The sequence below is a fragment of the Pontibacter actiniarum genome (genome assembly GCF_003585765.1).
Lineage (GTDB): Bacteria > Bacteroidota > Bacteroidia > Cytophagales > Hymenobacteraceae > Pontibacter > Pontibacter actiniarum.
The window spans coordinates 1,658,406-1,672,239 of record NZ_CP021235.1 but is presented as its reverse complement, the minus strand read 5'-3'; the positions used below and the strand labels follow the sequence as shown (position 1 = coordinate 1,672,239).

Annotated in this window: 15 protein-coding genes; 8 read left to right on the top strand and 7 right to left on the bottom strand. The window is 51.5% G+C overall.

Annotated features, from left to right (window positions below; translation table 11 throughout):
• Positions 1-7: 7 nt before the first annotated feature.
• On the bottom strand, positions 8-604 hold the full coding sequence (locus CA264_RS07275; protein WP_157593658.1) for a hypothetical protein: 597 nt from the start codon (positions 602-604) through the stop codon (positions 8-10).
• 195 nt (positions 605-799) lie between these two features.
• On the opposite strand from CA264_RS07275, the gene CA264_RS07270 reads away from it, so the two are divergent.
• Positions 800-1,267 carry a hypothetical protein gene (locus tag CA264_RS07270; RefSeq protein ID WP_025605900.1) on the top strand — a complete coding sequence of 156 codons (468 nt, stop codon included), beginning with the start codon at positions 800-802 and terminating at the stop codon, positions 1,265-1,267.
• A 127-nt stretch (positions 1,268-1,394) separates the two neighbouring features.
• Here the strand turns inward: CA264_RS07270 and CA264_RS07265 are convergent, their stop codons facing one another.
• The 3 genes from CA264_RS07265 to CA264_RS07255 all read right to left on the bottom strand — a co-directional run bounded on the left by CA264_RS07265 (position 1,395) and on the right by CA264_RS07255 (position 3,503).
• Positions 1,395-1,826, bottom strand: coding sequence for a DUF2147 domain-containing protein (locus tag CA264_RS07265; protein ID WP_025605898.1), 432 nt, complete (start codon positions 1,824-1,826; stop codon positions 1,395-1,397).
• Between the two features lie 659 nt (positions 1,827-2,485).
• The gene (locus tag CA264_RS07260; RefSeq protein ID WP_025605896.1) at positions 2,486-2,860 is read right to left on the bottom strand and encodes a hypothetical protein; all 375 of its coding nucleotides are present in this window, start codon (positions 2,858-2,860) and stop codon (positions 2,486-2,488) included.
• Between the two features lie 85 nt (positions 2,861-2,945).
• Positions 2,946-3,503, bottom strand: coding sequence for a C40 family peptidase (locus CA264_RS07255; RefSeq protein ID WP_025605894.1), 558 nt, complete (start codon positions 3,501-3,503; stop codon positions 2,946-2,948).
• A 289-nt stretch (positions 3,504-3,792) separates the two neighbouring features.
• On the opposite strand from CA264_RS07255, the gene CA264_RS07250 reads away from it, so the two are divergent.
• The gene (locus CA264_RS07250; RefSeq protein ID WP_025605892.1) at positions 3,793-4,215 is read left to right on the top strand and encodes a hypothetical protein; all 423 of its coding nucleotides are present in this window, start codon (positions 3,793-3,795) and stop codon (positions 4,213-4,215) included.
• Between the two features lie 96 nt (positions 4,216-4,311).
• Positions 4,312-6,120 carry a M61 family metallopeptidase gene (locus CA264_RS07245; protein ID WP_025605890.1) on the top strand — a complete coding sequence of 603 codons (1,809 nt, stop codon included), beginning with the start codon at positions 4,312-4,314 and terminating at the stop codon, positions 6,118-6,120.
• Positions 6,121-6,194: 74 nt separating this feature from the next.
• On the opposite strand, the gene CA264_RS07240 is transcribed toward CA264_RS07245, so the two are convergent.
• Positions 6,195-6,923, bottom strand: a complete 729-nt coding sequence (locus CA264_RS07240; RefSeq protein ID WP_025605889.1) for an SIMPL domain-containing protein — start codon at positions 6,921-6,923, stop codon at positions 6,195-6,197.
• Between the two features lie 193 nt (positions 6,924-7,116).
• Here CA264_RS07240 and CA264_RS07235 point away from each other — a divergent pair, with 193 nt between their 5' ends.
• The gene (locus tag CA264_RS07235) at positions 7,117-7,563 is read left to right on the top strand and encodes a hypothetical protein (protein ID WP_025605888.1); all 447 of its coding nucleotides are present in this window, start codon (positions 7,117-7,119) and stop codon (positions 7,561-7,563) included.
• 32 nt (positions 7,564-7,595) lie between these two features.
• On the opposite strand, the gene CA264_RS07230 is transcribed toward CA264_RS07235, so the two are convergent.
• Complete coding sequence (locus CA264_RS07230) at positions 7,596-9,020, bottom strand: Glu/Leu/Phe/Val family dehydrogenase (RefSeq protein WP_025605887.1); 1,425 nt, start codon at positions 9,018-9,020, stop codon at positions 7,596-7,598.
• A gap of 316 nt (positions 9,021-9,336) precedes the next feature.
• Here CA264_RS07230 and CA264_RS07225 point away from each other — a divergent pair, with 316 nt between their 5' ends.
• Positions 9,337-9,831: a hypothetical protein gene (locus CA264_RS07225; RefSeq protein ID WP_025605885.1), complete on the top strand. Its 495-nt coding sequence runs from the start codon at positions 9,337-9,339 to the stop codon at positions 9,829-9,831.
• A gap of 77 nt (positions 9,832-9,908) precedes the next feature.
• Here the strand turns inward: CA264_RS07225 and CA264_RS07220 are convergent, their stop codons facing one another.
• On the bottom strand, positions 9,909-10,508 hold the full coding sequence (locus CA264_RS07220) for an FKBP-type peptidyl-prolyl cis-trans isomerase (protein WP_025605883.1): 600 nt from the start codon (positions 10,506-10,508) through the stop codon (positions 9,909-9,911).
• Between the two features lie 292 nt (positions 10,509-10,800).
• Here CA264_RS07220 and CA264_RS07215 point away from each other — a divergent pair, with 292 nt between their 5' ends.
• The 3 genes from CA264_RS07215 to CA264_RS07205 are packed head-to-tail and all read left to right on the top strand — an operon-like array spanning position 10,801 to position 13,833.
• On the top strand, positions 10,801-11,436 hold the full coding sequence (locus tag CA264_RS07215; RefSeq protein WP_025605881.1) for a TetR/AcrR family transcriptional regulator: 636 nt from the start codon (positions 10,801-10,803) through the stop codon (positions 11,434-11,436).
• A complete protein-coding gene (locus CA264_RS07210) occupies positions 11,429-12,772 on the top strand; it encodes a TolC family protein (protein ID WP_025605879.1) in 1,344 nt (447 codons plus the stop codon). The genes CA264_RS07215 and CA264_RS07210 overlap by 8 nt, the downstream gene beginning before the upstream one ends.
• 14 nt (positions 12,773-12,786) lie before the next feature.
• Complete coding sequence (locus CA264_RS07205; RefSeq protein ID WP_025605877.1) at positions 12,787-13,833, top strand: HlyD family secretion protein; 1,047 nt, start codon at positions 12,787-12,789, stop codon at positions 13,831-13,833.
• The last annotated feature ends 1 nt before the right edge of the window (position 13,834 follow it).

Below are 13,834 nucleotides of genomic sequence, written 5' to 3'. Positions count from 1 at the left end.
TTTCAGTTTAAATGCGCTGTTTTTCTTGTGGTTGTAATACTTTCTCAAGTAGCTCCTCAAAGGGGAGGGGTGTAGAGAAATAGGAGTCGTTGTAGGTATTGGCGATAAATCGGATAAAGCCGGGGTGTTTATTCACTTTAATGTAGTCCAGCAGGATATTCCCGTACAGCTGGTTGCAGAGGCTGGTGCCTGGAAGGTCGGAGGCGGGAGGGGTAAGGAGGCATTTCTCCACTTGCTCCGTGTACCGCTCATGGCGCACCTCCAGCTTGTCGCAGCTGCGCAGGGTGTAGCCGTGCTGCTGCAGCCGGTCCTTCAGCAGGTCGTAAAGGAAAGAAAAGTTAGCAGGGCCGATACTGGGGTCATAGAAGAAAACGGCCCCTTTCATGTGCTCTTCCTGAACCAGTTGCACCCGGAGGCCGCCGGAAATACCCGCCTTTTGAAAATGGTACGCTTTATGAAACGGGCCTGTCCAGTTCAGGTACACCTGCGCTTGCACCCACGCCTGGTAGGCCGCCTTAAACTTTGCGGAACGTTCCAGCTTTGTACACGTAGGCATTTTGCCTCCCAGGCCCAACAATCGGTTAAAAATATCGTTAAATGGCATCTGTTAATTTACCCATAAAACATGTTTCCCCTAAAATAGTTTAGCCTATACCTTCGCCAGCAATGAAAAGGGCAAAACTCCGGGAAAGCAAAATTTAAATTTAGCTAAAACAAATTGAAATATGCCAGCTGTGTACTTAATTGCCGGTTAAAACCTGCTGCTTATAGCCACTGCTGGGTCTAAAGCAATGAACCTATGGAAATGTTGACACAAGAATTAGAAACGAAGAAGCGCCTGCTTCAAGAGTGCTCGCGGCTGCTGAGCAACCAGATTAAAGCTGCAAAGGATGCCATGGACGAGGCACAGGAAAGCGCGAACGACCACCAGGGGGCCATGGAGGATAAGTTTGAGTCCTTTAGGGAGAATTGCCAGATCCAGCGTGACATGTATGCGCGGCAGTTGGATGAACTGATGACGACGCAAAGCATACTGCGGCGCATTAACGCGACCAAGCTGAACCATGATGTATCGCTGGGAGCCGTGGTGCATACAAACCTACAGAACTACTTTATCGGTGTGAGCGTGGGTGAGCTGAAACTGGAAGGGGAGTCATACTTTGCCATTTCCGGCATGTCGCCGCTCTTTAAGGCAATGGCGGGCAAAACAGCGGGAGAGAGCTTTACCTTTAGAGACAAAAGCTATAAGGTGTTGCAGATTTTTTAGAAAAACGCCTTACCAGGGCCTCTGGCAAAACAAAATCTCAGAAAGCGAGTAAAAACGCATGTAAAGGGTTAATAAAAAAGGGCCGGCAGTACTGCCGGCCCTTTTCCTTTTGGGTCTGCTCAAGCGCTTAATTGACGCGTGTCCAGGTCTGGGCCCGGCCGATCAATGAAATGCCGATGTATCCCTTTACTTCCATTTTATCTTTCCCAAGCATCTTCATATAGCAGGAGTAAGTTTTGCCACTTTCCGGATCATAGATAGTGCCCTCGTCCCACTTGTTGTCTCCGTCATACTCGAAGCCCTTCATAAACTGCATGCCGATCAGCGGGCGCGTACGCATCTTTTTGTCCGGGTTGTTATCGTCTGTCTTCGGTTTACCGTTGCGGGTAGGCTCTTTCAGCGACACAATTTTACCGCACAGCTCATCGCCGCACTGGTAAATTTCAAACTTTGCCTTGCCGTCTTCATTTGTCCAGGTGCCGAGCGGAGACATTTTCTGAGCCCATGCACAGGTGGTAAACAGCATGAGCACTACTAAGGTTAAAAGGTGCTTTTTCATGGGAAATTAGTTTAGGTGTTTGTAATGCAACGAAATATAGAAAAAATAATTCATTTGTATGGTCTGAGCAGAACAAATTCGGGACCAAGTACAATACTGGCTGGCTAAATATTTTTTTCTGCCCTGGCTTTCCTGCCTAAGACAGCAGCTGTGTCTGCAGCTGGTTGTATGTCAGTAGGTTATACTTTGAGCTTGCTTTGTGGACTATGTTTTGACCAGCAAGCACCCTTGAGGCTACCAACAAAGGCTAAACTATTGTGAACTTTTACACGTCTTTTTACCTTTATACATCAGTAAGTGGCGAGTGCCACGGGCTTTGGGTTGTAAGCCGGAAATACACGGATGCGCCCAAGGTTTATGTCGGACAAAAGAGAAAGGAGGTGCTATGTCTAATCCATCGGTCGTCTTAGTAAGCCTAGGTAATAATGTTCACTCAAAAGGTGGGCTGGCTTAGTAAGCAGTAATAGCTACTGCTTGCGCAGATAGCGATGTTACCTCAGGTCTTCTTACAAGATGGTAAACTGAAAAACAGGGCGCCGCTTACTAAGAAGTTGAGGGATTCCTGAAACACCTGATGTACTTTGACGGGCTACATCAGGTGTTTCTTTTTTTGCCCTTACCGCGTCTGCGCACCTCAAAACAGGCAAGGGTGCGGCTCCCTAAAGATCATCTTTATAGATAGAGTTGTTGCCCATACGGCGCTCCCGCACAAAACTCCCCACGTAGAACGCTACGGCTGCAAAGCAGCTGATACCCATCACGAGCAGCAGTATGTAATGCCTGTTCCACTCAAACACCTCCGGGTCTATCTGCCAGATTACCAGTGAGCCCACCAACAGCGTAAGCGCAGTAACGGTGTTAAACACAAAGCGGTTATGCTTGCGCAAATGATAGGTGCACGCCAATAGCAGCAGGCCGATAAAAGGCACGACCAAGGCTGTCGGGGGCTTGGCGGGGTTGGCAAAATAGTTAACAAGGCCGGCGATAAGCAGCACCAGCGCATTAATTGTGTTTACAATGTAAGGATGTACCATAGCTATAGGTTTAGTGTACAGTTGGCCCAACGGGCCTGCTATGGTTGTGTGTACGAGAAAAGCGAAAACAGTTTTATATGGATGCCTACAGCACCCTTCGCACCTCCAGGAAGCGCAGGTTGTAGCGCGAACCTTCCACCTGGCTTACTTTAACGCCACCGTTAGAGGAGGAGTGCACGAAAGAGATCGTATCGCCGGGTTGCGAAATGACGATACCTACATGTCCGGGCCGGCGTAGATCCGGGTTTGTGCCAGTGAAAATCACCAGGTCACCGGGTTTGGCCTGCTCCCGCGGTACTTCGCGCCCTTCTTCCGCCTGCATGCGCGACGAGTGCGGAATCGCCACATCGTATTCCTGGAAAACATGCGTGGTGAAACCGGAGCAGTCGAAGCCGTTTTGGCTTATGCCGGCATACACGTACGGAGAGCCAAGCAGCGACATGGCATATTTCACCACTTGCTGTCGCTTTGGGTTTGCCTGCACAGGGGGTAAGGGAGCCGTTGCGCTAGCTGCGCTATCCGGCAAAGCCGCTACAAAAGTGGAAAGCTTTGGCGGCGTGCCTGCAAAATGCTGCGGCACTACAAGTACAAGCAAGGCAAGCAAAGCCAACGGGAAAAGCATCAGGAGCACAGTCTTTTTCATAGCGTAGGGTATTTGGTACAGGTGTTTACATGAAAAATTCATGCCAGGCGTGCGTTTCCACCATACGCTATGGTCGAAACGCCTTCTAACAGCCATGGCTGTTTCTTTTACCGTAGCCTTAACAACACTCTTTCCAGATAAAAAAGTTTACTCCCTGCTCTTGACTGTTTACCCTCACAAACCTGCCATTCAATATTATTTAAGAAATAATAGAAATGAATCTTTCTTAAATAGTATTATATCAATTTTAATTTTTATTTTTGCGCCGCAAAGAAAATGGAGGACATAGATGGAGTTGTATAGCACAAGCTCGCTGGAAGTTAAGTATGATGAGGGGCAGGGAATTCTTTTTATGGCGTGTTTCAGGAAAGCAGGCACAGAGGAGTTTATAGCGGGCTTCTTGCAGGCGCTACAGTATGCCGAGGAACACCAGGTGAAGCGTTGGCTCCTGGACCTGCGCGGGATTGGCTCCTTAAACGACCAGGAGGAGTCGTGGCTGCACACGCACCTCTTCCCACGAATCATGATGAACCTCGGAACAGGCAACTATGTGGCCATGGTGCTGTCGGAGAAGTGCTACCAGGTGCTGCTAAAGGAAGCGGGTAAGTTCGGCCTGCAGAGCTACAATTCCTTTATTATTCTGAACAACTTCTGTGAGGTAGGAGAGGCACTTCATTGGCTGCAGCAAACAGCCGTGCCGCGTGCTTCCTGAGCGTTTTGTAGCACGGTTGGGCTATATAGGGATTTTGAAAAGCACGGTTTTTGTTGTAACATGCCAAAGCTTTAATCATTAACCCTTAACATAAACATGCTCAAACACAACCGATTTAAACTTTCACTTTTATTAGTCCTGTTCCTTTGCCTGGGCAACGCTGCGGCTGCGCTGGCGGCAGAGTTGCGCTACACGCTCTCAATGCCGGAGCCGCACACGCACTACTTTGAGGTAGAGGCGGAGCTTAGCGGCGTTAAAAAGAACTACGTAGATTTCACCATGCCAGTATGGGCCCCCGGCTCTTACTTGGTGCGCGAGTTCGCTAAAAACGTAGAGGGCTTCGAGGCAACAGACAAAGCAGGCAAGGAGCTCCGCACAGAGAAAATAGACAAGAACACCTGGCGAGTGTATAGCAACAAAGCAGATGTGGTGCGCGCCAAGTACGACGTGTACGCCTATGAACTGAGCGTACGTACCAGCTACCTTGATGCCTCCCACGGCTATGTGAACGGTACCAGCATTTTTATGTATCCCGAAGGCTACCAGAACCTGAACGGCACTTTGGTAGTGAAGCCGTACAACGGCTGGGACAAAGTTTCCACCGGCCTGAAAAGCACAGGTAAGTTTACTTATACTTTCCCGAACTACGATATCCTGGCCGACTCTCCACTGGAGATAGGAACACACGAGGTGTATACCTTTACAGCCGCTGGCGTGCCGCATGAAGTGGCTATGTACGGCGAAGGGAACTTTGACCCGCAGCGCCTGATGGCTGACATGAAAAAGGTGACAGAAGAAGCTGTAGAAGTGATGGGCGAGCTGCCTGTCGACCGCTACGTGTTTATCGTGCACAACCTGCAGCGCGGCGGCGGCGGACTGGAGCACCTGAACTCCACCACCCTGCAGACCTCCCGCTGGAACTACGGCACTGAGAGTGGCTACAATGGTTTTCTGAGCCTGGTGGCGCACGAGTACTTCCACTTATGGAATGTGAAGCGCCTGCGCCCGGAGGCCCTCGGCCCGTTTGACTACAACAACGAGAACTACACACGCCTGCTGTGGGTGTCAGAAGGCATCACCAGCTACTATGATGACCTGATCGTGCGCCGTGCAGGCTTTACTTCTCCAGACGCTTATCTGGGCGTAGTGGCCGGAAGCATCAACTCTGTGGAGAACACCCCTGGCAATAAGATTCAGCCGGTGGCTGAGGCTAGCTTCGATGCCTGGATTAAGTACTACCGCCGCAACGAGAACTCTAACAACGCGGAAGTATCATACTACACCAAAGGCGGTGTGCTGGGCCACTTGCTGAACATGGAGATCATGGAAGCGACGAAAGGAGAGAAGAGTCTGGATGATGTGATGCGTTACATGTACCAGCGCTACTACAAGAAGATGGGTCGTGGCTTTAGAGAGGCGGAGTTTAAAGAGGCAGTGGAGAAAATATCCGGCCGCAATATGGATGCTTTCTTCCGCAACTATGTGCACGGTACGCAGTCGCCGAACTACAACGAGTACTTCGATGCCGCCGGTCTGCAGTTGGTGAACGTGAACGAGGGCAGCAATGCCATCAACTGGGGCGCTTCTACCTATCTGTCGGACGGCAAGCTGCTGGTGCGCGGTGTAAACCGCGGAAGCAGTGCCTGGAACGGAGGCCTGAACGTGAGCGATGAAATTATCGCGATCAACGGCTGGCGTGCCGGTGATGACCTGGAGCGCTTTATCTCCAACATGAAAGTGGGCGACACTGCCAAGGTATTGATCTCAAGAGACGGCATGTTGCAGACGCTGGAGATCAAAATGCAGAAAGACGATAGCGTCCGCTACCAGTTTATCCGCACAGATAACCCAACGCAGCTCCAGCAGAAGATCTTCACAAAGTGGCTGGAAATCAGTAACAGCTAATTTGCACTACCATATTAAAACAGCAGGGGCCGGCAATTTTTGCCGGCCCCTGCTGTTTTGTGCTTTAGTTCGGTTTAGTCCAGCCTGAAGGAGGCGTTCACGACTGCGGTGATTTCCTTTTCGATGGACGTGACATCATTGATGCCGTAGTCTGAAATCATGTTTGAGTTAACCGGGGTGATCTGTATGACGCCCATCCGCGCGGTCGTAATGGCGCCAAGCTCACTGCCGGTGGCTTCAGCAATCTTCTCAGCCCTGTCCAGTGCATCCTTGGCGGCATCGGCCTGTATCTCAATCTTCAGGTCGGCCAGTTTGGTGTAGTAGTACTCAGGCGGCATTACACTGATACTGATGCCCTCGTTAACCAGAGAGATCATATCCAGGGATACGGCTTTTATTCTTTGCACATCCATGGCCTTTACCTCAACCATCTGGTTGGCATTATACTCAATGATGCGGTTGCTGTTGTAGCCGTTTTCCGTCACCTCGTAGACAGGGTTGAGGTTGATGGGGTTCATCTCTATGTCTGCCTCTTTGAAACCCTTTTCGCGGAGATACTGCAGTACAGTAGGGCGCTGCTGTAGCAGGCGCTGGTATGCTGCCTCGGCGGTTGGGGCAGTGGCCTGTATGTTGCTCCGGAGCACCCCCAGATCAGAGCGTATGTCCCGCTTGGCGGAGCCGGTGACATTAATGGTCTGGTTTGCCTGGTCGCGGGCGCGCAGGAAGAGCGTCAGTAGCAGGGCGCAAAGTATAAAGCTAACCCCAAGTACAAGGGAGGGGAGCACAAGGTTGTTTCTGTTCATGGTGCAATGGCTTTAAGGAAGAACGCACAACATAGGTGGAAAATTTTAAAGTATAAATATAGCTTTAAACAACGTTGTAGCCCTTTTTACACTATGGGCTGTAGTTGTTGCATGTTACGTGCAAGCAATATACTTGTTAATTAGAATACTACTATGTAAATTTCGTTGGAACTAGTGCAAAATCTCCTTTCGTATGGTGATATTTGAAAACCCCTACGCTATCATTTCTTACCAGGAACAGGCAGAGTTCCTACAGATCAGTTGGCTAAGAAAGCCCAGCGCTAAACTGCTGGCAGAAATCTACCTGCATGCGTTGGAATTTGTGGCTACACACACCAAACTGAAGCTTTTTTGCACAGACCAGACCCAGATTGGGCCACTGGAGAGGGAGCAGGAAAACTGGCTCATCCAGGAGTACTACCCCAAGGTTTACCAGATAATCCAGGACGATATCCATGCGGCCATTGTGTTTTCTGAGCGGCATTTCAATGCAATTGTCATGAACTACCAGGTGCCGGTCTCGCTCCCGCATCAGCGCTTTATCCAGTTCAACTACTTTACGCAGCTTCAGGAAGCCTTGCACTGGCTGGAGGACGTAAAAAAAGGCCAGGAGATGGTTGTTCTTCCACCGAAACCCTGACCTTCTTGTATCAAGCCTGAACAGCTGTTTTCTCAAGGGAAGATTCCCAGCGACTCATAGCTTACCCCGATTTTCTCTATTGCCGTTAAGAAGGCCGCCGTACGCAGGTCCGGTATGTTTTTCTCCACCATGACATCCCTAATACCGTGGTAGGCATTGATCATGGTATCCTCCAGGCCGGAGCGCACCAGGCTGATCTCATCGGCGCCTTGCGTTAAAAAGGCGCGTTCCTGGTTTGTCATTGATTTGCCCGAGCTGGTCTCGATGGCGTTCACCAACCTGCGGTAGCTGGCTTCTTCCGCCCGCTTGCCCATGCGGCCAAAGCGCACGTTCGAGAGGTTCTTCAGCCACTCGAAGTACGATACCGTTACACCGCCCGCGTTCAGGTACAGGTCCGGAAGTATAATGATGCCGTTGCGCAGCAGAATTTCCTCGCCCTCACGCGTTACAGGCCCGTTGGCACCCTCCGCTACTATTTTAGCTTTGATGTTGCCGGCATTGCCTTTATGAATCACATTTTCGAGGGCAGCCGGAAGGAGGATGTCGCAGTCCAGCTCCAGCATCTCCTCTGAATTGTCGAAGTTCTTGCAGTCCTTAAAGTTCAGGATGGAGCCGTTCTCGCTGCGGTGCTTGAAGGCCTCCTTCACATCAATGCCGTTCTCGTTGTAGATGCCGCCTTCGCGCTCTGCAATCCCTGTGATAATGGCACCGTCCTGCTGGCAAAAGAAAGCCGCATGGTAGCCCACGTTACCGAGGCCCTGCACAATAATGCGCTTGCCCTCCATGCTGTTGCCGTTAAGCCCTTTGCCTTTAAGCAGCTCCGTGTCACTGAGCGCCTCACGCAGGCCAAAGTATATGCCCAGCCCGGTGGCTTCGGCACGGCCACGGATGCCGCCTTGCCCGATCGGTTTGCCCGTTACGCAGCCCAGTGCGTTTGTTTCGCCATACTTGAGCGCCTGGTACGTGTCGGCAATCCAGGCCATTTCACGGCTGCCCGTGCCATAGTCAGGAGCAGGCACGTCCATGCCGGGGCCTATCAGGTTCTTCTTGATCAGTTCGGCGGCATAGCGGCGCGTTACTTTTTCCAGTGTCTTCACAGAGCTGGTGCGCGGGTTGATTTTCACGCCACCCTTGGCCCCACCAAACGGCACGTCCACGACAGCGCATTTAAACGTCATAAGAGACGCCAGTGCTTTCACCTCATCCTCATCTACCTGCATGCTAAAGCGGATGCCCCCTTTGGAAGGCAGCTTGTGGTGGCTGTGCTGCACCCGGATGCCTTCAAACACCTCTACTTTCCCGTCTATCTCAACCGGAAAGGATACTTTATACACGCTGTTGGGGGCTCTGATTTGTGCGATAATGCCGGAGCTCAGCCTGGAGTAGCTGGCGGCGTGGTCGAAATACTGATGGACACTGTCTAAGAATTTTTTGCCTTCGTTAGTGTTGTTTGCCATACAAGGATACTGTTTTGAGATGATGGTCAGATGCTTAATGAACGGTAGCCAGCGGCTTTTGTTTGCTTTACTTCTTTTTCTGCTATTCTCATCCCGCATTATGATCCGGCTACTTTAAAAGCAGTATATAAATAACTGCATCATATTATATTGCTCGCCACACGTGCGCTGTATATGCCAGGGCGAATCTAAGAAAAGAGCTGCCTTGCCGGATAATAATTATAGGGGTAACCAGGCAAGGATTAGCAGTTTTGTTCGTTTCCTTCGTATAAGCTACTCCTTACTAGGTAAAATCCGATTCAAGATTAAACTCCTTATGAAAAAGACGTACCATACGGATGCCTGCACAGCCTCACAGCCTGCAGCACTGTTAGGCCTGCATGCATCAGACAAACTGGATATCGCTTACAACGCCGAAGAAGAAACACTGTTGGTGCACTGGGAGGGGGAAGCCAGTACTGCTGAGATCAAGGCTGGCTATGACTGGATCATTTCGGTTGTACGGGAGCTTAAGCCAAAAAAATGGCTGCTCGACTTCCATAAGCGCAACGCCATCAGGCGCCGCGATCAGCGTTGGGTATTCAAAGAGGTTTTCCCGGAGGTGCTGCGGCAAGTGAAGGATGATGTGTTCGTGGCCGTAGTGCTGCCCGTAACGCTGCTGCATGGTCTGGTGGCCGACCTGGACGGCGACGAACTGATGGACGGCAACAACTTCCTGATCATTCAGCACTTCCTGTACCAGGAGGAGGGGCAGCGCTGGCTAAACGAAATGTACCGCTTTAAGCAGGCCGCCCAAAACAGGGCGGGATAGGCTATTACCTAAAAAAGAGCGGCCCGGGCTTGTACAAGCCCGGGCCGCTCTTTTTTTACATGTGTTGCAGCGGAAAGCTATTTCACCTGCAGCAACTCCACATCAAAGATGAGGGTAGAGTTTGGCCCGATCACATCGCCGGCACCCTGTGCTCCATACGCCAGGTTGGCAGGAACAAACAGTCTCCACTTCGCACCTTCCTTCATTTTCTGAAGCGCCTCAGTCCAGCCGGCGATTACGCCATTTACCGGGAAAGTAGCCGGTTGCCCACGCTCATACGAGGAGTCGAAGGTAGTGCCGTCAATCAGCGTGCCGTGGTAGTGGGTAGTTACGGTATCGTTGGCAGACGGAGACTTGCCCGTGCCTTCCTGCAGTACCATGTACTGCAGCCCGCTTGGTAACGTATGTACGCCTTCTTTGCTCTTATTTGCTGCCAGGAATTCTTCTCCGGCTTGTTTATTTTCATTGCCGGCAGCGCTCTGCTTCTGTGCCATCTCCTGCTGCAGGGCCATCATGGCTTCCTGTACTTCCTGCTGAGATAAGCTAGAGGCGTTACCAGCCTGCACATCCTTCAGGCCTTTCATAAAAGACTCTGCCTCCACCTCAATGCCTTGCTTCTTAAGGTTAGTCGCCATGTCGCGGCCAATGATGTAGCTGATCTTTTCTTTTAAATCCATAGTGTGTGGTTGTGCACCCGGGGGTGCGGTTTAGTATGAAAGTTTAATTATTTGCGAGGTACTCCTACAAAGCTACATAATTTAAGCCGAACCAAAAGGCGGTCTACTGTTTTGCGCCCCGGCTTGCCTGTAACTGTAGTATCTGCTTACGTGAAAAACTGCCTGCTGGGGTATTGTGCAGGTAAAAATACCGCAGGACCAGCAGGAGGTTTTGTGCAGTATGAAATTATTACAGCACAAAATTTGTATACTAATTAATCGATTGATTAACTTTGCAAAACAATCTTAACACATGGATTCAAAGAAAGAAGACAAGAAAGAGCATATCCTGAATACTGCTGAGCGAGTTTTCGCTGAGTACGGCTATGAGGGTGCCTCTACGCGTCTGCTGGCAGGTGAGGCTGGGGTGAATATGGCCATGCTTAACTATTATTTTGGGTCGAAGGACGGTTTGCTGCAGGCGGTGCTGGAGCGGCGCATCACCTCTCTGCGGGTGCTTCTGGAAGAGGTGCAGCGCAGGCCGCTTCCTGCCTGGCAGCGGCTGGAGCTGATGATCGACATCTACATTGACCGCGTGCTGTCGAATAACAGCTTCCATAAACTGGTGCAGCGGGAGCTTTCCCTGTCTCACCGCTTCGAGAGCGCCAGCTATATCACCGAAAACATCATGAAGAACATCCAGGTGATACGCGAGGTCATTTTGGAGGGGATTGAGGACGGCAGCTTTATGCCTGTAGACCCTGAAATGACAGTCGCGACCATACTTGGTGTGAAATACTACATCGTTAACTCCGGCCACGTTACCAACCGCCTACTGCAAACCGACATGCAGGATGCACAGCAGGTGGAGGAGGTGGTAAAGCCAAGGGTGAAGAAACATATCACAGCAATACTTAAAGCATATTTAATAAAACATGAAGATGAGTAAAACGAGCCGGCTGAGGGGGCTAACCAAGCGCATGTGCGCTGTCCTCCTGCTGCTGGGGCTGTCGGGGGCAGCCACTGCCCAGGACCTGAAGCAGCTGACACTGCAGGAGGCCATTAGCCTGGGCGTTGAGAACAGCAAGCAGCTGCAACTGTCGCACGCCAAAGTGGAGGAAGCCGTTGCCCGCTACAAGCAGGCCAAGGACAAGGCCTTGCCAACCGGCAGCGCCAGCTATACTTACAACCACGCCGAAATTCCGACAACTACTTTCAAAATGTCGGAGGAGGGGGAGCCCTACTACCTTCCTAAGCGCGCCGACGCGTTTATAGGCGGGGTGTCGCTGCAGGAAGTGCTGTTCAGTGGCAACCGCCTCCGCTACGCGCAGGAGTCAACCAGCCTGCTGACGCAGGTAGCGAAGCTCGATACAGAGAAAGATAAGGAGGAGATCGCCTATAACATCACCAACGCTTACATTAACCTGTACAAGCTGCAGCAAAGCAAAAAGGTGCTGGAGCAGAACCTGGAAGATGTTGACCGCCAGATAAAGCGGGCGCAGCGTTTCTTTGAGCAGGGGCTTGTAACCAAGAATGACGTGCTGCGCTTTCAGCTTCAGCGCAGTAACGTAGAGCTTTCTCGTGTCGACCTGGAAACCAACAGAAAGATTGTGGTTTACAACCTTGACCTGCTGCTGGGGCTTCCGGAGGAAACAGACCTTGTGGCACAGGAAGCCCAGGCACCCGCGGAACTGGCGGCAACCTTCAGCGCCTACATCGACTCTGCCCTGGTAAACAGGCCGGAGCTACGCGCCCTGAACCTGCAGGGGCAGGTGGCCGACAACCAGGTAAAGTCGGTGCGTGCCGAAAAGCTCCCTACTGTGGTGCTGGGTGCCGATGCCCACTACTTAAACCCTAACGGTGCATTTGTGCCGGCGAAGAATAACTATTTAGCTCCCTTCACAATCGGGGCGACCGTTGCCTGGAATTTCGATCAGCTGTGGCTGAACAAGCACAAGGTGCAGGAGGCCAAGGTGCAGAAAACCGAGGTGGAGCTTAGCAAACTGACGGCGATGGATATGGTGAAGACGGAAGTGAACCAGAGCTACCAAAACTACCTGATGGCCCAGGAGCGTGTGAACATCCTGCAGACGGCCATTGCCCAGGCGCAGGAAAACGACCGCATTCTGGAGTCGCAGTACCAGAACAAGGTTGCCACGGCCACCGACCGCATCGATGCGGAGACGCAGCTCTTCCAGCAGCTGGTGAACCTGGAGCTGGCGAAAGCAGATGCCACCCTGGCTTATTATACTTTATTGAAATCAACAGGAAACATAATTAAATAAGACGACACAATTTCATGGAAACCACAAATAAAAAGAAGCCAAACAAGGTGCTCATCGTTATACTGGCGGCCATTATACTGATCGGCGGTGGCTATGGCGTTAAGGAGTACCTTTACCTTAGCAAGCACGAAGACACAGACGATGCGCAGATTGATGCTGACATCAGCCCTGTGGTTGCACGCGTGGGCGGTTATGTTGATACCATCATGTTTGAGGAGAACCAGCACGTAAAACAAGGGCAGCTGCTGGTGAAGCTGGATGAGCGCGACTACAGGATAAAGCTGGAGCAGGCCCTGGCCGCGCAGCATGGCGCCTCCGCCGGCATCGACGTAACGCAGGCGCAGGTAAGCACTACGCGGGCGAACGCATCCACTGCGAGATCTAACGCAGAGGCCGCCAAAGTAAAGCTGTGGCAGGCGGAAGAGGACTTTAAGCGCTATGCAAACCTGGTGCAGGACGGTTCTATTACGCAGCAGCAGTTTGACCAGGCCAAAGCGCAACGCGACGCGGCCCGTGCAGCCTACCAGGCGGCGCAGGACCAGTACCGTGCGGCGCAGGAGCAGATCAAGACCACACAGTCGCAGCTGGCTGTTAACAACATCGGTGTGGACCAGCGCCAGGCGGATGTTGACTTTGCCAAACTGCAGCTTTCCTACACAAACATTGAAGCCCCTGCAGGAGGTATCGTCTCCAAGAAAAGCATCCAGAAAGGCCAGCTGGTTCAGCCGGGGCAAACGCTTTTCTCCATCGTGAACGACAACAGCCTGTACGTAACAGCCAACTTCAAAGAGACCCAGCTTGAGAACCTGCACGAGGGCCAGCACGTGGACATCCGCGTAGATGCCTTCCCGGAGGAGAAGATAGAAGGCGAAATCTACAATTTCTCGCCAGCGACAGGCGCTAAGTTCTCCCTGCTGCCGCCGGACAACGCAACGGGTAACTTTGTGAAAGTGGTACAGCGCGTACCGGTGAAAATCAAGCTGAAAGCCAGCGAAGAAGTATTGAAGAAATTACGTGCCGGTATGAGTGTATATGTTTCGGTGCTGACAAAGGAAGGGTAAG

What these genes read in the sequence shown, in the direction of transcription:
- CA264_RS07240 (WP_025605889.1), bottom strand. Translation starts at nt 6,923, where the DNA reads ATGAACAGAAACAACCTTGTGCTCCCCTCCCTTGTACTTGGGGTTAGC.
- CA264_RS07230 (WP_025605887.1), bottom strand. Translation starts at nt 9,020, where the DNA reads ATGGCAAACAACACTAACGAAGGCAAAAAATTCTTAGACAGTGTCCAT.
- CA264_RS07235 (WP_025605888.1), top strand. Translation starts at nt 7,117, where the DNA reads ATGGTGATATTTGAAAACCCCTACGCTATCATTTCTTACCAGGAACAG.
- CA264_RS07210 (WP_025605879.1), top strand. Translation starts at nt 11,429, where the DNA reads ATGAGTAAAACGAGCCGGCTGAGGGGGCTAACCAAGCGCATGTGCGCT.
- CA264_RS07245 (WP_025605890.1), top strand. Translation starts at nt 4,312, where the DNA reads ATGCTCAAACACAACCGATTTAAACTTTCACTTTTATTAGTCCTGTTC.
- CA264_RS07265 (WP_025605898.1), bottom strand. Translation starts at nt 1,826, where the DNA reads ATGAAAAAGCACCTTTTAACCTTAGTAGTGCTCATGCTGTTTACCACC.
- CA264_RS07250 (WP_025605892.1), top strand. Translation starts at nt 3,793, where the DNA reads ATGGAGTTGTATAGCACAAGCTCGCTGGAAGTTAAGTATGATGAGGGG.
- CA264_RS07215 (WP_025605881.1), top strand. Translation starts at nt 10,801, where the DNA reads ATGGATTCAAAGAAAGAAGACAAGAAAGAGCATATCCTGAATACTGCT.
- CA264_RS07260 (WP_025605896.1), bottom strand. Translation starts at nt 2,860, where the DNA reads ATGGTACATCCTTACATTGTAAACACAATTAATGCGCTGGTGCTGCTT.
- CA264_RS07270 (WP_025605900.1), top strand. Translation starts at nt 800, where the DNA reads ATGGAAATGTTGACACAAGAATTAGAAACGAAGAAGCGCCTGCTTCAA.
- CA264_RS07205 (WP_025605877.1), top strand. Translation starts at nt 12,787, where the DNA reads ATGGAAACCACAAATAAAAAGAAGCCAAACAAGGTGCTCATCGTTATA.
- CA264_RS07225 (WP_025605885.1), top strand. Translation starts at nt 9,337, where the DNA reads ATGAAAAAGACGTACCATACGGATGCCTGCACAGCCTCACAGCCTGCA.
- CA264_RS07255 (WP_025605894.1), bottom strand. Translation starts at nt 3,503, where the DNA reads ATGAAAAAGACTGTGCTCCTGATGCTTTTCCCGTTGGCTTTGCTTGCC.
- CA264_RS07220 (WP_025605883.1), bottom strand. Translation starts at nt 10,508, where the DNA reads ATGGATTTAAAAGAAAAGATCAGCTACATCATTGGCCGCGACATGGCG.
- CA264_RS07275 (WP_157593658.1), bottom strand. Translation starts at nt 604, where the DNA reads ATGCCATTTAACGATATTTTTAACCGATTGTTGGGCCTGGGAGGCAAA.